Origin of the sequence: Sulfitobacter sp. TMED3, from assembly GCF_002167505.1 — a bacterium.
GTDB classification, from domain to species: Bacteria; Pseudomonadota; Alphaproteobacteria; order Rhodobacterales; family Rhodobacteraceae; genus Sulfitobacter; species Sulfitobacter pontiacus.
In genome coordinates, this window is the sequence record NZ_NHBI01000057.1 from 20,975 (window position 1) to 39,847 (window position 18,873).

An 18,873-nucleotide genomic window follows, 5' to 3' on the forward strand; every position below is an offset into this window, starting at 1 on the left:
GGTCAGGCCGTCACAACCGAGGTGCCCCAGCCCGCGCACTCCGCCTTCAGCGCATCGGGTAGGTGGTGGTCGGTGAACAGCGTGTTCACATCGCGCAGCGAACAGATCGTCAGCGGGGCCTTGCGCTGGAACTTCAGGTGGTCGGCCACGACCATCACCGTGCGTGACCGCCCGATGGCGGACCGGCTGACCAGCACCTCTTGCCCGTCGAAATCCAGCAGATCGCCATCCGCATCAATGGCAGAACAGCCCAGAACCGAGAAATCGAACTTGAACTGCTTGACCATCTCGGCGGTCAGCCCGCCCACCATGCCGCCATCCGCACGGCGCAAGACGCCGCCTGTCAGGATGATCTCGCAGCTTTGGTTGGCGGCGAGGATATTGGCGATGTTGAGGTTGTTCGTCACCACCAGCAGGTTTTCGTGATGCAGCATTTCCTGCGCGACNGCTTCGGTACTGGTGCCGATGTTCATGAACACCGACGCCCCATGCGGTATAGCCTGCGCGCAATGTTCGGCGATGGCGCGTTTGCCTTCCTCGTTCAGGCGGCGGCGTTCGTCATAGACGATATTCACCACCCCCGACGGGATCACCGCGCCGCCATGCACCCGTTCCAGCTTGCCGCTTTCAGCAAGCTCGGACAGGTCGCGGCGGATGGTCTGCACGGTGACGTTATACGCCTCTGCCAGCCCGTCGACGGTGACTTTGCCGTCCTTGCGCGCCAGCTCCAAAATCTCGCGCTGTCTGAAATTTGACATAGATCCCCCCGTCTTTGGCTGGGGATGCCCAAGGTTTCTGCACGCCCGACCAAAACTTACAATCTACGGAAAGCGAAGCACGTCAAGGCCGCGAATCGTGGTATATCGTCTGTAAGGCGCAGAAATGCGCGTCAGGCGAAGGATTAATGCGCCTAAAATCAAGGCTATAGTCGAAAACGAAAAGAAACGAACGTTCGATCTTGAAAAACGAAGGGGCTTGGTGTCTTTTGTCACGACGTCCCGCAANCCTAGCTGCGAGACGCGAAAATGATGCGGGGAGGCTTCATTGAGCCAGCTTGAAACAGAACACAGCGTCGATCTCTTTGTGATCGGCGGAGGGATCAACGGCTGCGGCATTGCACGCGACGCCGTGGGCCGTGGGTTTACCGTCGAGCTGGCAGAGATGAACGATCTGGCCTCGGCAACCTCCTCGGCCTCGACCAAGCTGTTTCACGGCGGGTTGCGCTATCTGGAATACTGGGAGGTCCGCCTTGTCCGCGAGGCGTTGATCGAACGCGAAACCCTGCTGAAAGCGATGCCGCATATCTCTTGGCCGATGCGGTTTGTGCTGCCTTATCATAAGGATATGCGGTTCGAGGGGGATACGCCCACCTCAAAGCTGCTCAACGTGTTCATGCCGTGGATGAAGGGGCGTCGCCCTGCGTGGCTGATCCGCTTGGGTCTGTTCATGTATGACAATCTGGGCGGGCGGCAGATCCTCAAGGGGACGACCGCGGTCGATCTGACCCAGGCCCCCGAGGGGGCACCGCTGCAGGACAAGTTCGAAAAGGCCTATGAGTATTCCGACTGCTGGATCGAAGACAGCCGTCTGGTGGTGCTGAACGCCCGCGACGCCCAAGCCCGTGGTGCACGGATCAACACCCGCACCAAGGTCGTCTCGGCCGAGCAGGTCGACGGCATGTGGCAGGTCACGCTGGAACCGAAAGACGGCGGCCCCCAACGCGTGGTACAGGCCAAGATGCTGGTCAACGCCGGTGGCCCGTGGGTGGAAAACGTGATCCGCAATACCGTGCGCATCAATTCCTCGGAAGGGGTGCGGCTGGTGCGGGGCAGCCATATCGTGACGCCCAAGCTGTATGACCACGACAAATGCTACTTCTTCCAAGGCGAAGACGGGCGCATCATCTTTACCATTCCCTACGAGACAGATTTTACCCTGATCGGCACCACAGATGCCGACCATGCGGATGTGTCCGAAAAGCCGGTCTGCACCCCCGAGGAGCAGGATTACCTCGTGCGGGTTGCGTCCAAATACCTGAAAAAGCAGATCACCACCGACGATATCGTCTGGACCTACTCCGGCGTTCGCCCGCTGTATAACGACGGGGCGAGCTCTGCCACGGCGGCGACGCGGGACTATGTGCTGAAGGTCGACACATCTGCCGGTGCGCCGGTGCTGAACGTCTTTGGCGGCAAGATCACCACCTACCGCCGTTTGGCCGAAAGCGCGCTAGAGAAGATCCAGCCCTATTTCGCCAATGACGCCAAACCCTGGACGGCGGGTGTCGCCTTGCCTGGCGGCGATTTTCCGGTAGACGGCGTGGCGGCGTTGAAAAAAGAGTTGCAGGACCGCTACGGCTTTTTGACCCAACGTTGGGCGGATCGTCTGGTCAAAGCCTATGGGCGCGAGGCATTTGATGTCTTGGGCGATGCGCAAACCGCGGCAGATCTGGGGCGTGATTTCGGCGCGACCCTGACCGAGCGTGAGGCCAAGTGGCTGATCGACAAGGAATTTGCCCGCACCGCTGACGACATCATCTGGCGCCGGTCCAAACTGGGCCTGCGGCTTGACGCGGATGAATTGAACACGTTGGAAGCATGGATGGTGGAAACCACCGCCACGCCCGCCGACAACACTACAGCCGCCACTGGCGCGTGAAGGGGAGAGGAACATGTCGCTCGTTTTGCAAGGCGTGTCCAAGGTCGTAAACGGCCAGACGCATATTCATCCGACAGATCTTGAGCTGCAATCCGGCACCATGAACGTGCTGCTGGGGCCGACATCTGCGGGCAAGACTTCCCTGATGCGGTTGATGGCGGGGCTGGATGTGCCCAACACCGGCAAGGTGATCTGGAACGGCGAGGATGTCACCGGCATGCGCGTTCAGGATCGCGGTGTGGCGATGGTGTATCAGCAGTTCATCAACTACCCGTCGATGACCGTCTACAACAACATCGCCAGCCCCATGCGGTTGCTGGGCAAATCCAAGGACGAGATCGACAGCGCCGTGCGCAAGGCCGCCGATCTGATGCAGTTGACGCCGATGCTGGACCGCAAGCCACTGGAACTGTCGGGCGGGCAACAGCAACGCTGCGCGCTTGCGCGGGCTTTGGTCAAGGATGCGGGGCTGGTGCTGCTGGACGAACCACTTGCGAACCTCGATTACAAACTGCGCGAAGAGCTGCGGGCCGAGATTCCGAAAATCTTTGAAGAAGCAGGGTCGATCTTCGTCTATGCCACGACCGAACCCGAAGAGGCGCTTTTGCTGGGCGGGCACACCGCCACATTGTGGGAAGGGCGCATCACGCAGTTCGGCCTGACCCCCGTGGTCTACCGCCAGCCCGTCGATGCCACGACCGCGCGCGTCTTCTCTGATCCGCCGATGAACTTCCTCAACATCACCAAGGCCGGCGACACGCTGACCTTTGGCGATGGCAACACGGTCGCGACCTTCGGGAGCTTCAAGACTGTGGCCGATGGCAGCTATGTTGCGGGCTTCCGCCCCAATCACCTTGAACTGTCCAAGCAGTCTGACGACGCGCTGGAGTTTGCGGGCAAGCTGAACGTGACCGAGATCACAGGGTCGGAAACCTTTATCCACCTTGATCACCACGGTGAAAACTGGGTCGGTCTGGTGCACGGGGTCAAAGACCTCAAGATCGGGGCACCGCTGAACGTCTATCTTGACCCGACACATGTTTACATCTTTGCCGAAGACGGCACATCCGTGGCCCCCGCATCCTATGCGGCAGCGGCCTGAGGGAGGACCGGAGCAATGGCAAAAATCACCCTTGATAACCTGGCGCATTCCTATTTGCCCAACCCCACCAGCGAAGATGACTTTGCGCTGAAAGAGCTGAACCACGACTGGGTGGACGGCGAGGCCTATGCGCTTTTGGGCGCGTCGGGCTGCGGGAAATCCACGTTGCTGAACATCATCTCGGGCCTGCTGCACCCTAGTCAGGGCCGCATCCTGTTCAACGACCGTGACGTGACCAACGACCCCACGACCAAGCGCAACATCGCGCAGGTTTTCCAGTTTCCGGTGGTCTATGACACGATGACTGTGCGTGACAATCTGGCGTTCCCGCTGCGCAACCGGGGCGCGGATGCGGCCTATGTCGCGCAGCGCGTGCAGCAGATCGCGGGGATGATCGGCATGGAAGACATGCTGAACCGCAAGGCGCGCGGCCTGACGGCGGATGCAAAACAGAAAATCTCGCTCGGGCGGGGGATGGTGCGCGAGGACGTGAACGCGCTGCTGTTCGATGAACCGCTGACCGTGATCGACCCCCATATGAAGTGGGAGTTGCGCACGCAGTTGAAATCGCTCCACCATGAATTCGGTCACACCATGATCTATGTGACCCACGACCAAACAGAGGCGCTGACTTTCGCGGATAAGGTTGTCGTCATGTATGACGGCCGCGTTGTGCAGATGGGCACCCCGCAAGAGCTGTTCGAGACACCACAGCACACGTTTGTGGGCTATTTCATCGGCTCGCCCGGTATGAATGTGCTCGACGCGACGGTGACCGGCGACAAGGCCGTCATTGGCGGCCACGAGATCGACTTGGGCCAGGGCTTTGCGCCGCTGGACGGCAAGGTCGAACTGGGCGTGCGGCCTGAATTCACACGGCTTGCCACGGGCGAGGCGGGGCTGCCTGTCACGATTAAGCGGATCGAGGATGTGGGCCGCCACAAGATCGTGCGTGCTGACTTTAATGGCAATGAAATCAACGTGATCGCCGAAGAAGGTGCAGAGATTTCTCCGGATATGAACCGCATTGTTTTCGACCCTGCCGGGGTGAATGTCTATGCCAACAGCTGGCGCGTTGCGCCGCAGGGGGCCTAAGATGATCCAATCCGCCGCTTTCCCGCTGACCCTCGCTGAAAGGACCGCGTCATGAACAAGACCGTCAATCAAAAGGCCTGGTTCCTTGTGCTGCCCGTGCTGCTTCTGGTGGCTTTCTCTGCCGTGATCCCGCTGATGACCGTGGTGAACTATTCGGTGCAGGATACCTTCGGGAACAACCAGTTCTTCTGGGCTGGCCTCGACTGGTTCCGCGAGATGATCTCCTCCGAGCGGATGTGGAACGCCTTGGGCCGCCAGATTGCGTTTTCGGTGATCATTCTGGCGATTGAGATCCCGTTGGGGATCTTCGTGGCGCTGAACATGCCCAAGAAAGGGTTCTGGGCCTCGCTGTGTCTGGTCCTGATGTCGCTGCCGCTGCTGATCCCGTGGAACGTCGTCGGCACCATCTGGCAAATCTTTGGCCGCGTGGACATTGGCCTGTTGGGCTATACGCTGTCGGCCTTGGGCATCGACTATAACTACACTCAGGATTTCTATGCCGCATGGATCACTGTGATCGTGATGGATGTCTGGCACTGGACGTCACTGGTCGCGCTGCTGGCCTATGCCGGCCTGCAATCCATCCCCGATGCTTACTATCAGGCGGCCAAGATCGACCAGGCGAGCCGCTGGAAAGTCTTCCGCTATATCGAGCTGCCCAAGATGATGGGCGTTCTGATGATCGCGATCCTGCTGCGGTTTATGGACAGCTTCATGATCTACACCGAACCGTTNGTCGTGACGGGCGGGGGGCCTGGTAACTCTACCACCTTCCTGTCGATNGATCTGGTCAAGATGGCCCTNGGNCANTTTGACCTTGGNCCTGCGGCGGCGTTCTCGATCATGTATTATCTGGTGATCCTGCTGATCTCCTATGTGTTCTACACCGTGATGACGAACCTNGATAAAAGGGATGGCCACTGATGTCCGATCTTGCACAAAAAAGAGGGTTTGCCCTGCCCAAGATCAAGGGCAATGCGNTTGTCATGGCGCTCTATCTGCTGTTCTTGCTGCTGCCGATCTATTGGCTGCTGAACATGAGCCTCAAGACCAACACAGAGATCCTNAACAGCTTTACCCTGTGGCCGCGCNGATCTGACGTTCGACAACTANATGACGATCCTGACGGATGCGTCATGGTACACGGGCTATCTGAACTCGATGGCNTATGTGGTGATGAACATGGTGATCTCGCTCGCGGTGGCGCTGCCGGCGGCCTATGCCTTCTCGCGCTANAGCTTCATGGGCGACAAGCACCTGTTNTTCTGGCTGCTGACCAACCGGATGGCCCCGCCCGCGGTTTTCGCGCTGCCGTTCTTCCAGCTTTATAGCTCTGTCGGGCTGTTCGACACGCATATCGCGGTGGCGCTGGCGCATTGTCTGTTCAACGTGCCGCTGGCGGTGTGGATCCTCGAAGGGTTCATGCGCGGCGTCCCGAAAGAGATCGACGAGACGGCCTATATCGACGGCTACAGCTTCCCGCGCTTTTTCATCCGCATCTTCACGCCGCTGGTCGCCTCGGGGATCGGGGTCACGGCCTTCTTCCTGTTCATGTTCAGCTGGGTTGAGCTGCTGCTGAGCCGGACGTTGACCAGCGTGGACGCCAAGCCGATTGCCGCCACCATGACCCGTACCGTGGGCGCCGCCGGGATCGACTGGGGCGTGCTGGCGGCGGCAGGGGTTCTCACCATCGTGCCGGGTGCCTTGGTGATCTATTTCGTGCGCAACTACATCGCCAAAGGCTTTGCCTTGGGCCGCGTTTAACAAAGAAAGACCGGAGGAAACATTATGGACTGGATGGCTTGGACTTGGCCCACCGCCGCTTTCTTTGGGATCATCGCGGTGACGTTGATCACCTTTACGATCCTTGCAATCAAATTCCCCGAAGTGCCGCGCGCCGGTATACTGGGGATGGAAACGACGCGCGGTGACCGGTTGTTCATCACGCTTCTGGGCTCGGCCTTTATCAATCTGGCTTGGCTCGGGCTGCTCAGTGCGCCCCAATGGGGGGCATTGGTTGTCTGCCTTTTCTATGCCATCGCGGTTTTCCGCTGGGTCTAGGAAAGGAAAATAAGGGGGGCCGGCCTGCAAGAACCGGACCTCTCAAATGTTCAATTCTAGGGAGGAACATCATGAACTTGCGCTTAAAGGGAACGACTGCGATCGGGCTTGCGGCTTGCATGTTTGCCGCACCTGCGTTCGCCGACATGGAGGCCGCAAAGGCTTTCCTTGATAAGGAAATCGGCGATCTCTCCGCGCTGTCGCGGGAAGACCAGGAAGCCGAACTGCAGTTCTTTATCGACGCTGCAAAACCGTTTGAAGGCATGTCGATCAACGTCGTGTCCGAGACAATCGGCACGCACACCTACGAATCCACCGTTCTGGCCCCCGCTTTCGAAGCGATCACCGGCATCAAGGTCACCCATGACCTGATCGGCGAAGGTGACGTTGTCGAAAAGCTGCAAACGCAAATGCAGTCGGGCGAGAACATCTATGACGCCTATATCAACGATTCCGACCTGATCGGGACGCACTGGCGCTATCAGCAAGCCCGCAACCTGTCCGACTGGATGGAAGGCGAAGGCAAGGCCGTGACCAACCCCGGTCTCGACCTCGAAGACTTCATCGGCCTGTCGTTCACGACCGGCCCCGATGGCAAGATCTACCAGCTGCCCGACCAGCAGTTCGCGAACCTGTATTGGTTCCGCTACGATTGGTTCAACGACGAACAGAACAAGGCTGATTTCAAAGAGAAATATGGCTACGATCTGGGTGTTCCGGTCAACTGGTCCGCATATGAGGACATCGCCGAATTCTTCACCGGTCGCGACCTGTCGCGTCTTGGCGTCGAAGGCGAAGTCTTTGGCAACATGGACTACGGCAAGAAAGACCCGTCGCTTGGCTGGCGCTACACCGATGCGTGGCTGTCGATGGCCGGTGCAGGTGACGTAGGCGAGCCAAACGGTCTGCCCGTCGACGAATGGGGTATCCGCGTCAACGAAAACTCGCAGCCTGTGGGGTCTTGCGTTGCACGTGGCGGTGCCACAAACGGGCCAGCAGCGGTCTATGCTGTGACCAAAGCGATCGAATGGCTGCAGAAGTATTCGCCTCCGGCGGCTGCGGGCATGACCTTCTCTGAGGCGGGCCCAATTCCGGCGCAGGGCAACGTGGCCCAGCAGATGTTCTGGTACACCGCCTTTACCGCCGCGTCGGTAGAGCCTGACCTGCCCGTGATGAACGAAGATGGCACGCCCAAGTGGCGCATGGCACCTTCGCCCCACGGTGCATATTGGACCGAAGGCACCAAGATCGGGTATCAGGATGCCGGGTCGTGGACGCTGATGAAATCCACTCCGGTGGACCGTGCACAGGCCGCGTGGCTCTATGCGCAGTTCGTCACCTCCAAGACTGTGGACGTCAAGAAAAGCCACGTTGGCCTGACCTTCATCCGTGAATCGTCGATCCAGCACGAAAGCTTTACAGAGCGTGCACCGAAACTGGGTGGTCTGGTTGAATTCTACCGTTCGCCAGCGCGCGTTCAGTGGTCGCCAACNGGTACCAACGTGCCTGACTATCCAAAGCTGGCGCAGCTGTGGTGGCAGAACATCGGCGACGCNATGTCCGGTGCGAAGACNCCTCAGGAAGCGCTNGATGCCCTGTGCGCNGATCAGGAAAAAGTCCTGATCCGTCTGGAGCGTGCCGGCGTTCAAGGGGACATTGGCCCCAAGATGAACGAAGAGCGTGACCCAGAGTACTGGCTGTCCCAGCCCGGTTCGCCCAAAGCGAAACTGGAAAGCGAAGACGAAGAGCCACAGACCATCGCCTATGATGAGCTGATCAAATCCTGGCAGTAAGCCACTCTTTCCGGGGCCGGTTCGCTGGCCCCGGAACCTTTGATTTTCCAACAACGCCGACATCCGTCATTGCCCTGACATCTGGTCGGGCCTGCCGACCCTTGCTAGGATACGGCACCATCTGACGGTTGCTACACTTCCAAAGGGACGCGCATGACGTATATCCTTGCCATTGACCAAGGCACCACCTCCACACGGGCCATCGTTTACGATGACACGATGACGTCGATTGCCAGCGCCCAGGAAGAATTNCCCCAGCATTTCCCCCAGTCCGGCTGGGTTGAACATGATCCNGATGATCTGTGGCGCACCACGCAGGCGACCTGCCGCGGGGCGATCGACAAGGCAGGGATCNCGGCNGGCGATATCGCCGCCATCGGCATCACCAACCAGCGCGAGACNGTTGTGGTCTGGGACAAGCANACCGGCCGCCCNATCTATAANGCCATCGTCTGGCAGGACCGCCGCACCGCCAGCCAGTGCCGCACGCTGCGCGACGCGGGCCACGAAGAGATGTTCACCGACCGCACCGGNCTGCTGCTGGACCCGTATTTCTCGGGCACNAAGCTGGCGTGGATANTGGANAANGTCGAAGGCGCGCGCGACCGTGCCGCCAAGGGCGAGCTGCTGTTCGGCACNGTCGATTGCTTTTTGATCTGGAAGCTGACCGGCGGGGCCTCCCATGCGACGGATGCCACCAANGCCGCGCGCACCATGCTTTATGACATCCGCAAAGGCCGGTGGAGCCGGTCGATCTGNGACCTGCTCGACATCCCGATGGAGATGTTGCCAGAGGTCAAGAATTGCGCCGATGANTTCGGCCATACCGATCCCGATNTTCTGGGCGCTGCCGTGCNGATCCACGGGGTCGCGGGCGACCAGCAGGCGGCCACGGTGGGGCAGGCGTGTTTCGAGCCGGGGATGCTGAAATCCACCTACGGCACGGGCTGTTTCGCGCTGATGAACACGGGCGACACGCCGGTGCGGTCGGAAAACCGGCTGCTCACCACCATTGCCTATCANTTCGANGGCAAGCCGACCTACGCGCTNGAAGGNTCGATCTTTGTCGCGGGGGCCGTGGTGCAATGGCTGCGCGACGGTTTGCAGATCATTCAGGATTCGGCCGAGACGCAAGGGCTGGCCGAACAGGCGGANCCGCATCAGAACGTGGTACTCGTCCCCGCCTTTGTCGGGCTGGGTGCGCCCTATTGGAACCCCGATTGTCGCGGCGCGGTNTTCGGGCTGACCCGTGGCACGGGGCCCGCCGAAATGGCCCGCGCGGCGCTGGAAAGCGTCGGCTACCAGACACGCGANCTGCTTGAAGCGATGTCCGCCGACTGGAAAGCCGATGGCGTGCAGCCCACGTTGCGCGTCGATGGCGGCATGTCTGCGAGCGACTGGACCATGCAATTTCTGTCCGACATCATCGCCGCCCCCGTTGACCGGCCCACCGTGCATGAAACCACCGCCCTCGGGGTCGCGTGGCTTGCGGGGATGCACGCGGGCGTTTATCCTGATCAGGAACAGTTCGCGAAATCGTGGACACAGGAAACTCAATTCACGCCGAAAATGGACGATGACCAGCGCGACGCGAAATATGCGCTCTGGAAAAAGGCCGTTGACGCGACCCTGAATTTTTAAGGAACTCCCCATGACAGCCCCAACGCTTCGCCGGTATCTGACACAAAACAGCTTTGACCCCGATCTGGTGTTTCTGCTGGAAGACATCGCATCGGCGTCGCGGCTGATCGCCGGTCTCGTGCGTCGTGGTGCCTTCGAGGGCAACCTTGGTGCCGCCGGAGAGATCAACGTGCAGGGCGAGGCGCAAAAGACGCTGGATATCATGGCCAATGACGTGTTCGAGCGTGAGTGTGCCAACAGCCCGCGTGTCGCCGCACTTGTGTCGGAAGAGGTGGAAGAGGTTACTTGGCTGAAAGAGCCGCAAAAGGGCGACTACCTGCTGTATTTCGATCCGCTGGACGGGTCGTCGAACCTTGATGTGAACCTGTCGGTGGGGTCAATCTTCTCGGTCATGCAGGTGCAGGCCGATGGTGACCGCAACGTGCTACACAACGGGCGCAACCAGATTTGCGCGGGCTATGCGATCTACGGCCCCTCGACCATGTTTGTGGTGACCAAGGGCGACGAGGTTGCAGGCTTCAGCAGCGATCCCGACACCGGCGAATTCAGCCTGACGCACCCCAAGATGACCGTGCCCGCCGAGACCTCGGAATATGCGATCAACACGTCACGCGCACGCTATTGGTATGCGCCCGTCAGCCGCTACGTGGACGAGGCCGTCGCGGGCAAGGAAGGCCCCCGTGGCCGGTCGTTCAACATGCGCTGGACCGCGTCGATGGTCGCGGATGTGCACCGTATCCTCACGCGTGGCGGCGTCTTTCTGTATCCCGCTGACAGCAACAACCAGAAAACCGGCGGCAAGCTGCGTCTGATGTACGAGGCGAACCCGATGGCGATGGTGATCGAAGCCGCAGGCGGTGCGGCATCGACAGGGCAGGGCGCGATCATGGATGTCGCCCCCACGGCACCGCACCAGCGCGTTCCGGTGATCCTTGGCTCGCGCGACGAGGTTGCCGTGCTTGACAGCTACCACAAAGACGCCGCTGACAGCTAAGTCGATGTTCTCTTTCTTCTCTCCGCAAGCGCTGCATTTCGGGCGTGGACAGGCCGCGCAGACGGCCACGCTGGCCGCTGGCTTTGGGACGCAAGTGCTGATCGTGCACGGCTCCAATGCAGCGCGCGCGGCTTGGTTGGTCGAGGATTGCCGTGCGGCGGGCCTGTCGGTCACCACACAAAGCTGCGGGTCCGAGCCGAGCCTGCCAGCGCTGGAAGCAGGGCTCGGCCGTGTGTCAGCTGATCGGCCGGATGTGGTTGTAGCGCTTGGCGGCGGATCGGTGATCGACTTTGCCAAGGCGCTCGCGGCGCTGATCCCCTGCGCGGGGGCACCGCTGGACTACCTCGAAGGGGTGGGGGGCGGCAAACCGCTCGACCGCGCACCTTTGCCGATGATCGCGCTGCCGACCACGGCGGGCACGGGGGCAGAGGTCACCAAGAACGCGGTGATTGCCGTGCCGGACCACGGGGTCAAGGTCAGCCTGCGCGATGCGCGGATGATTCCCGATATCGCCATCGTGGATGCCGGGCTGATGCAGGGCGCACCGCGCCGCGTCACCCTTGCGGCGGGGCTGGATGCGGTCACGCAGGTGATCGAACCCTACCTGTCCATCAAAGCGACGCCGATGACGGATGCGCTGTGTGAGGCGGCGATCCCGAAGGGGCTGGCCGCCCTGCGCGCCGTGGTTGAACAAGACGCAGCGGAAGCGTGGGAGGACATGGCTTGGGTCAGCACCTGCGGTGGCTTGGCCTTGGCGAATGCGGGGCTGGGGGCGGTGCATGGCTTTGCCGGCGTGCTCGGCGGCCAGACCGGTGCCCCCCACGGAGAGATTTGCGGCGCGCTTCTGCCCGCGGTGCTGGCGTCTCACTTGGACAAGGCAGGGGCAGGCACGCAGGTCCACACGCGCCTGATGTGGGTGCTTGGCCTGATCGACGCGACATTCGACGTTCAAGACGGGGCAGGGATCACCGCCCTGCGCGATTGGTCCCGTCAGATGGGGCTGCGGACGCTGGCGGAAATGGGACTGAACCCCGAGGATCACGCAGAGGTGGCACGCCTCTCTGCCGGTGCATCCTCGATGAAGGGCACGCCCTTCGCGCTGACGCAGGACGAGCTGATCGCCATCCTGCGCGCCTGACGCTTATCGGGGCGGGTTACAGCCCCAGCGATTTGCGCAGCATGTTCAGCGCCACGAGGATCAGGAAGACCGCAAACACCCGTTTCAACGGTTTCGGGTCCATCGCATGGGCCAGCCTAACCCCCAGCGGCGCGGTGATCAGCGTCATGGCGATGACAATGGCGAAGGTGGGCAGGTTCACCGCCCCCACCGTCAGCGGCGGGCTGTTGGGCGCGGCATCCACCAGCAGGAACCCGATGACAGAGGGCACGGCGATCAGCACGCCAAACCCCGCAGCGGTGGCCACGGCACGGTGGATCGGCACGTTGAACAGGCTCATCAGTGGCACGCCAAAGCTGCCGCCGCCGATCCCCATCAGCACCGATAGAAACCCGACAGAGGGTGAGAGCGCCGCGCGCGCGGCCCCACGGGGCATCGTCTGTCCCAAACGCCAATGCGCCCGCCCAAAGGCCATGTATAGTCCGACGACCAGCGCCAGCCCGCCAAAGATGCCCTGCAAAACGCTCGTGCGCAGCTGTGCCACCACCAGCATCCCGATGATGGCCCCGATCACGATCCCCGGTGCCCATGTCTTGAGGATCGCCCAATCGACCGCGCCCTTTTTATTGTGGCTGTGCACCGACCGCAGCGAGGTCACGATGATCGTCGCCAGCGAGGTCGCCAGACACATCTACATCAGCTGCGGGCTGTCATAGCCAAGCGCTTGGAACGCATAGAAGAACGCGGGCACCAAGACGATGCCGCCACCGACACCCAGCAGCCCCGCCAGTACACCGGCAAAGGCACCGATGGCCATGATCATAAGGACAATCTGCAGAAGGAGGGTGGGGTCTTGCATGGGGGGCGATCCTGAATGTCGAGTGGTTGCCCCTGTTGCTATACCGCTTCTTGCGCCTCGGCCAGTGTTTGCATCGCGTCCAGCGCCTCTAGCAGCACCTGACGGTCGGCACCGGGGCGGGAGGCTTGCTCGGACAGGGTGCGCCGCCAGACCCGCGCGCCGGTGCGACCAGCAAAGAGCCCCATCATATGGCGGGTGATCTGGTTGAGCTTGCCGCCGCCGTCGATATGCGCGTCGATATAGGGCAGCATCTGCGCCACAACGTCCTCGGGGGTGGTGTCTGCGCCGGTGCCGTAAATGCGGCGATCCGCCTGCGCCAGAATATCGGTCGGGTTATGATAGGCAGCTNCGCCCGATCATCACGCCATCNAGNCCGCGCGTCCAGNNNCGCCTNNGCNTNNTCNAGCGNNGNNATGCCCCCGTTNANCGAGATATGCAGGTTCGGGAACAGCCCCTTCATCCGGTGCACCAGCTCGTAGTCCAAGGGGGGAATGTCGCGGTTTTCCTTGGGGCTGAGCCCCTGCAGCCACGCCTTGCGCGCGTGGATTGTCACCCGTTCACAGCCCGCGCCGACGATCTGCGCCAGAAACTCGGGCAGCACCTCGGCGGGGTTCTGGTCATCCACGCCGATCCGGCATTTGACGGTCACGTCCACATCCACCGCGCGGCGCATCGCCGCGACGGATTTCGCCACCAGCGCCGGTTGCTCCATCAGCACCGCGCCAAAACAGCCCGATTGCACGCGATCCGACGGGCAGCCGACGTTCAGGTTGATCTCGTCATACCCCGCCTGCGCCCCGATCCGCGCCGCCTCTGCCAGCTCGTCCGGGTCAGACCCGCCAAGCTGCAAGGCCACGGGATGCTCCGAGGTATCATGATCCAGCAAATGCAACGCGCCGCCGCGTACCAAGGCAGGCGAGGTCACCATTTCGGTATAGAGCAACGTCTGCTTTGAAAACAGCCGGTGCATGTAGCGACAATGCCGGTCGGTCCAGTCCATCATGGGGGCCACGGAAAGCCGTGCGGCGCGGGTGAGATCGGATCTATGTCCCATGATGGTCTAAGCCTTATCGTCTATCGAGCTGGAAATATGGGGGTTCGGGAGGGTCAATGCTATAGCGGGGCGGGCATGGCAAGGGGCAGGGGGCCGATATCACGCGCCCGTTGTTTGCCTAAATCCGCGGCATTGGGCCGGAATGTGCAGGGCTTGATACGTTTATTACCCTGATTTTGCCCAAATACTGCCATATCTTAACACTTATATCACACTGTCGGAGCCAAACTACCGACAGGCGACCGAGAATCGAATCGACCGGCGCACAAATTGAACGACCCGAGAGATGGCAGAGATGAACATGACAGATACAGCGCAAGACCCGCAGACCAATATCCTTCGCTTCGTGCCCGCAGCGGCGACGTGGCAATGCGTGACCGTGGCGCAGCATTTTGGGGCGACCCCCGTGGTGCCAGCGGCGAATGACAATTACGCCCCGCAAGATCACGAAGGGGCCCAGACCAGCAGCGAAATGCTTGATTTTCTGTACCGCGTGGCCCGCTGAATCCTCTTCAACGGTTCGGACGGCCTAGCCGGTTCGCCAGATCAGCCGGTGCTGTCGCGCTTGAGCCGCGCAGAACGGCCCCCCCGCCGCTTCGTCAACGCACCCGCCCGCGATGGCAGCTCTGCCATGATGCTGCGGCGCTCTTCGGGCGTCATACGCGACCACGCGCCGATCTCGTCAATGGATCGGTAACACCCTGTGCACAGGCGCGTCTCGGGGTGCACCACGCAAAGTTTCACGCAGGGGCTTTCGACTTCGTTCCGCTTCCAGATCTCGTCACTCATCGCTTTATCCTCGCGCTGTCGCGCTTATCTGGCTTCAGGCCGACGCGCCCTGCGCCTTGATCACACGCAAACGGTCCAGCACCCCTTGCAGAATATAGCCCGCGGCCACGTGGTCGATCACCTCGGCGCGGCGGCGACGCGATGTATCGGCCTCCAGCAGCGCACGTTCCGCGGCGACCGTGCTCAGCCGTTCATCCCAGAACCCGATAGGAATATCTCCCAGCCGGTCAAAGTTCCGCGCAAAGGCCCGTGTCGACTGACAGCGCGCGCCTTCCGATCCGTCCATATTGCGCGGCAGGCCCAGCACCACCCCGCCGATCCCGCGGGCGGCAATGATCTCTGACAGGCGGGCGGCATCAACCCCGAATTTCTTGCGGCGCACGGTTTCCAGCGGGGTGGCGATCGACAGAAAACTGTCGCTGACCGCAACGCCGATGGTCTTTTCCCCAAGGTCCAGCCCGATCAACGCCTGCATCGGGGGCAGGGCGGCGGCGAAATCTGATATGTCGTCATAGATCATTCGGTTACCCCGGCGCGTTCGCCCGCGCGTTGAATATCATCCATCGCGGCGGGGTCATCGGCAAAGACCTCTACCGCATTCTCGTAAATCGCCCGTGCCCGTGCCGTTTCCCCCAGCACGCCAAGCGACGTGATCAATCGCGCCCAATCCTCGACCGGCCCGCCCTGGCTGGCAAGCCGCGACGACAGGCTTTCGACCATGCCGCCGATCATCTCCATCCGTTCGGCAGGGGTCATATCCTGCGCCGCGTCGATATCCTCGGCCGAGGGGCCGCGCAGCGCGCCGCTGCCAATCTCGGGCACGGTATAGTCCACACCGGCCATCGTGGCGATAGGGGTGATCTGCGCCAGGATTGGCGCGATCCACGGGGCATCCTCGGGGCCGCGGCGCAGCAACCCGTCCCACATGCGAAACGCCAGATCAGGGCGCCCGGTTTGCACCAGCATCAGCCCCCAATAATACCGCGCCGTGCCGTTTTCGACATCACGGGTCAGCACCGCGCGCAACACCGCTTCTGCTTCGGGCGAGACATAGCCCCCCGCCGCCATCACCAGCAGTTCCGCATAGCCTGACACATCGTCAATCGAGNCNTCCGCCCCCTTGAGGCGCACAACCTTGCCCTGCGCGGCGGCGGCGGCGGCATAGTTGCCAACGCGCGCCTCGTTCTGGGCCAGCAGGACATGGCCCTGCACATCATCGGGCCGCGCGGCAACCGTTTCGCGCAGGCGGGTCAGCAGCGCTTCATATTCGGGGCTGAGCTCGGGCGGCAAATCGGCGGCGGGCAGCTCTGCCTCGGCGGTGGCCTGATCGGGTCGGTTCCGGCGCATGTCTTCGGCCCGCGCGATACGGTCCTGCAACGCCAGATCCCCATAGCCCGGCGCACCCAACTGCCAGTAGAGCCCAAGGCTCCCGCCCAGCAAGACCAACGCGATCACCACGATGACGATGGGCGACGGCGTGCCACTTGCGGCGGGCGTATTTTGTCCGGCAGCATCCGCGGCCAGAATACGGCGCGAGATTTCGGTGCGCACGCGGATGGCGTCTGCTTCGGGCAACACCCCGCGCGCGACATCGCGTTCAACCTCGGCCAGCTGGTCGCGATAGACCTGCACGTCATGGGCGGCACCGGTCTCGGCAGGCGCGCTGGCCCCACGGGTCAGGGCACGCGCCAGCAACACGGTCACAAGGGCGGCACCGGCGGCGGCGATGATCCAGAAACTCATAAAGATGCGGTCCAGTAATTATAGGTGCTGCACATCTAACCGCTACGGCGGGATGACAAAAGAGCCCATATTGCTGCACCTTGTCGCGGCGGCGGGTTGGTTTTTGCCAGATTGCGGCGGATGTCGTAAAACTGTTAAGGAATGCCGCGCCGGGTATCCTCTTTTTCGCCCGAAGACCCAGAAAGAAGCCAAGCCTACGCCACGGCGTACGAATCTTTGCCGGAGACCGCTTTCATGAAGAAATACTCAGCCTTTGCCGTCGCCCGCGAAGCCCTGCGCCATCATACCGGCTGGCAGCGGGCCTGGCGCGATGCGCAGCCGAAGAAACGCTATGACGTGATCATCGTCGGGGCCGGGGGGCATGGTCTGGCGACGGCCTACTACCTGGGTAAAAACTTCGGCATCACCAATGTCGCCATTCTGGAAAAAGGCTGGCTCGGGGGCGGCAACACGGGCCGCAACACCACGATCATCCGGTCCAACTACCTGCAAGACCCCTCCGCTGCGATCTATGAAAAGGCGCGCTCGCTCTACGAGACGATGAGCCAGGATCTCAACTATAACGTGATGTTCAGCCCGCGCGGCGTGATCATGCTGGCGCAGACCCAACACGAGGTGCGCGGCTACCAGCGCACGGCCCATGCCAACGCGCTGCAAGGGGTGCAGACCGAATTCATCGCGCCCGAAAAGGTCAAGGAACTGGTGCCGATTATCAATATCGACGGGCCACGCTACCCGGTTCTGGGCGGGCTCTGGCAGCGCCGTGGTGGCACGGCACGCCATGACGCGGTGGCCTGGGGCTATGCGCGGGCCTGTTCCGACATGGGCATGGACGTGATCCAGAAATGCGAGGTCACCGGCATCCGTCAGGAAAACGGTAAGGTGACGGGCGTGTCGACCAACCGTGGCGATATCGACTGTGACAAGCTGGGCATGGTGGTCGCCGGCCATTCCGGCCATCTTGCTGATATGGCGGGCTTCCGTCTCCCGATCGAATCTGTCGCCCTTCAAGCGCTGGTGTCAGAGCCGATCAAACCCTGCATGGATGTGGTGGTCATGGCCAATACCGTGCATGGCTACATGAGCCAGTCCGACAAGGGCGAGATGGTGATCGGCGGCGGCACGGACGGCTATAACAACTACACCCAACGCGGCTCTTTCCATCATATCGAGGAAACGGTCCGTGCCTTGGTCGAGACCTTTCCGATGGTGTCCCGTCTCAAGATGTTGCGCCAATGGGGCGGCATTGTGGATGTGACGGGGGACCGCTCTCCGATCTTGTCCAAAACACCGGTCGAGGGCGTCTTCGTCAACTGTGGCTGGGGCACCGGCGGGTTCAAGGCGATCCCCGGCTCGGGCTGGGCCATGGCCGAACTGATGGCCAAGGGACGGTCGCCGCTGACGGATGCCTTCGGCCTGAACCGGTTCCAGGAAGGGCGGTTCATCGACGAATCCGTGGCCGCCGGGGTGGCGCATTGATCGGCGCGCGGAAACCTGCCCGCCCAATGGGGCTGTGGAACTTTTTGCCCGTGAACGGGGTTTGCACTTCATATCAAGTTTATGAAGGACCATTCCCATGGCTACGCCTGACAACAACCAAGCGCCACACACCACCGTCAACAAAACCAGCGGCACCGGATCGGGGATCGTCATCGGCGTTCTCGTCGTTCTGGTCCTTGGCTTCGGCTTTTACTTCTTCGCCGGTGGCAACCCGATGGACGACTCTGGCGACATCAACGTCAACGTCGAAGGCGCGGCCGATGGTGCTGCCGATGCTGTTGAAGGCGCGGCCGAGGACGCAACCGGCAACTAAGCCGCTTTCCACTCTATCCGATATGATCAAGGCTGGCCCTCGCGCGGGGGCTGGCCTTTTTGCGTTTCAACCGACCCTAGAAAGGAGCGCCCCATGCTGACCCTGACATGCCCCAACTGCGGCATCACCGCCGAGGAAACCGAAAAGCTCGGCC

16 protein-coding genes and 3 pseudogenes are annotated in these 18,873 nt (G+C 61.6%); 13 read left to right on the plus strand and 6 right to left on the minus strand.

Annotated features, from left to right (window positions below):
• Nucleotides 1–2: 2 nt before the first annotated feature.
• The gene (locus tag CBB63_RS13945) at nucleotides 3–758 is read right to left on the minus strand and encodes a DeoR/GlpR family DNA-binding transcription regulator (protein WP_005852573.1); all 756 of its coding nucleotides are present in this window, start codon (nucleotides 756–758) and stop codon (nucleotides 3–5) included.
• A gap of 286 nt (nucleotides 759–1,044) precedes the next feature.
• On the opposite strand from CBB63_RS13945, the gene glpD reads away from it, so the two are divergent.
• The 10 genes and pseudogenes from glpD to CBB63_RS13995 all read left to right on the plus strand — a co-directional run bounded on the left by glpD (nucleotide 1,045) and on the right by CBB63_RS13995 (nucleotide 12,482).
• Complete coding sequence (glpD, locus tag CBB63_RS13950) at nucleotides 1,045–2,658, plus strand: glycerol-3-phosphate dehydrogenase (RefSeq protein WP_286699581.1); 1,614 nt, start codon at nucleotides 1,045–1,047, stop codon at nucleotides 2,656–2,658.
• A 13-nt stretch (nucleotides 2,659–2,671) separates the two neighbouring features.
• Entirely contained in the window at nucleotides 2,672–3,760 is a 1,089-nt protein-coding gene (locus tag CBB63_RS13955; RefSeq protein ID WP_286699582.1) for an ABC transporter ATP-binding protein, read from the plus strand.
• Between the two features lie 15 nt (nucleotides 3,761–3,775).
• Nucleotides 3,776–4,855, plus strand: a complete 1,080-nt coding sequence (locus CBB63_RS13960; RefSeq protein WP_009826625.1) for an ABC transporter ATP-binding protein — start codon at nucleotides 3,776–3,778, stop codon at nucleotides 4,853–4,855.
• A gap of 51 nt (nucleotides 4,856–4,906) precedes the next feature.
• The gene (locus CBB63_RS13965) at nucleotides 4,907–5,779 is read left to right on the plus strand and encodes a carbohydrate ABC transporter permease (RefSeq protein WP_286699583.1); all 873 of its coding nucleotides are present in this window, start codon (nucleotides 4,907–4,909) and stop codon (nucleotides 5,777–5,779) included.
• Nucleotides 5,779–6,619 (plus strand): annotated as a pseudogene (locus CBB63_RS13970) (carbohydrate ABC transporter permease). The gene CBB63_RS13965 and the pseudogene CBB63_RS13970 overlap by 1 nt, the downstream one beginning before the upstream one ends.
• A 24-nt stretch (nucleotides 6,620–6,643) precedes the next feature.
• On the plus strand, nucleotides 6,644–6,916 hold the full coding sequence (locus tag CBB63_RS13975; protein WP_005852584.1) for a DUF2160 domain-containing protein: 273 nt from the start codon (nucleotides 6,644–6,646) through the stop codon (nucleotides 6,914–6,916).
• Nucleotides 6,917–6,987: 71 nt separating this feature from the next.
• A complete protein-coding gene (locus tag CBB63_RS13980; protein ID WP_037943910.1) occupies nucleotides 6,988–8,709 on the plus strand; it encodes an ABC transporter substrate-binding protein in 1,722 nt (573 codons plus the stop codon).
• Between the two features lie 153 nt (nucleotides 8,710–8,862).
• Nucleotides 8,863–10,350, plus strand: a complete 1,488-nt coding sequence (gene glpK / locus CBB63_RS13985; RefSeq protein ID WP_286699584.1) for a glycerol kinase GlpK — start codon at nucleotides 8,863–8,865, stop codon at nucleotides 10,348–10,350.
• Nucleotides 10,351–10,360: 10 nt separating this feature from the next.
• Complete coding sequence (locus tag CBB63_RS13990) at nucleotides 10,361–11,344, plus strand: class 1 fructose-bisphosphatase (RefSeq protein ID WP_009826630.1); 984 nt, start codon at nucleotides 10,361–10,363, stop codon at nucleotides 11,342–11,344.
• A gap of 4 nt (nucleotides 11,345–11,348) precedes the next feature.
• The gene (locus CBB63_RS13995) at nucleotides 11,349–12,482 is read left to right on the plus strand and encodes an iron-containing alcohol dehydrogenase (RefSeq protein WP_286699590.1); all 1,134 of its coding nucleotides are present in this window, start codon (nucleotides 11,349–11,351) and stop codon (nucleotides 12,480–12,482) included.
• 16 nt (nucleotides 12,483–12,498) lie between these two features.
• On the opposite strand, the pseudogene CBB63_RS14000 reads toward CBB63_RS13995, so the two are convergent.
• Together CBB63_RS14000 and dusA are read right to left on the minus strand one after the other, a co-directional pair.
• Nucleotides 12,499–13,320, minus strand: a pseudogene (locus CBB63_RS14000) (sulfite exporter TauE/SafE family protein).
• Nucleotides 13,321–13,358: 38 nt separating this feature from the next.
• Nucleotides 13,359–14,374 (minus strand): annotated as a pseudogene (dusA, locus tag CBB63_RS14005) (tRNA dihydrouridine(20/20a) synthase DusA).
• A gap of 301 nt (nucleotides 14,375–14,675) precedes the next feature.
• Between dusA and CBB63_RS14010 the strand changes: the two are divergent.
• A complete protein-coding gene (locus tag CBB63_RS14010) occupies nucleotides 14,676–14,879 on the plus strand; it encodes a hypothetical protein (protein WP_235183771.1) in 204 nt (67 codons plus the stop codon).
• Between the two features lie 41 nt (nucleotides 14,880–14,920).
• Here CBB63_RS14010 and CBB63_RS14015 read toward each other — a convergent pair whose 3' ends face one another.
• From CBB63_RS14015 to ccmI, 3 genes are read right to left on the minus strand one after another with little or no spacing between them, the layout of a single operon-like run.
• Nucleotides 14,921–15,163 carry a DUF1289 domain-containing protein gene (locus CBB63_RS14015; RefSeq protein WP_005852599.1) on the minus strand — a complete coding sequence of 81 codons (243 nt, stop codon included), beginning with the start codon at nucleotides 15,161–15,163 and terminating at the stop codon, nucleotides 14,921–14,923.
• Between the two features lie 34 nt (nucleotides 15,164–15,197).
• The gene (gene ruvX, locus CBB63_RS14020; RefSeq protein WP_037943920.1) at nucleotides 15,198–15,683 is read right to left on the minus strand and encodes a Holliday junction resolvase RuvX; all 486 of its coding nucleotides are present in this window, start codon (nucleotides 15,681–15,683) and stop codon (nucleotides 15,198–15,200) included.
• Complete coding sequence (ccmI, locus tag CBB63_RS14025; RefSeq protein WP_286699585.1) at nucleotides 15,680–16,906, minus strand: c-type cytochrome biogenesis protein CcmI; 1,227 nt, start codon at nucleotides 16,904–16,906, stop codon at nucleotides 15,680–15,682. The genes ruvX and ccmI overlap by 4 nt, the downstream gene beginning before the upstream one ends.
• Nucleotides 16,907–17,140: 234 nt before the next feature.
• On the opposite strand from ccmI, the gene CBB63_RS14030 reads away from it, so the two are divergent.
• Together CBB63_RS14030 and CBB63_RS14035 are read left to right on the plus strand one after the other, a co-directional pair.
• Nucleotides 17,141–18,385 carry a sarcosine oxidase subunit beta family protein gene (locus tag CBB63_RS14030; protein WP_286699586.1) on the plus strand — a complete coding sequence of 415 codons (1,245 nt, stop codon included), beginning with the start codon at nucleotides 17,141–17,143 and terminating at the stop codon, nucleotides 18,383–18,385.
• 97 nt (nucleotides 18,386–18,482) lie between these two features.
• Nucleotides 18,483–18,719 (plus strand): hypothetical protein, encoded by a 237-nt coding sequence (locus tag CBB63_RS14035; RefSeq protein ID WP_286699587.1) that lies wholly within the window; start codon nucleotides 18,483–18,485, stop codon nucleotides 18,717–18,719.
• Nucleotides 18,720–18,873 lie beyond the last annotated feature (154 nt).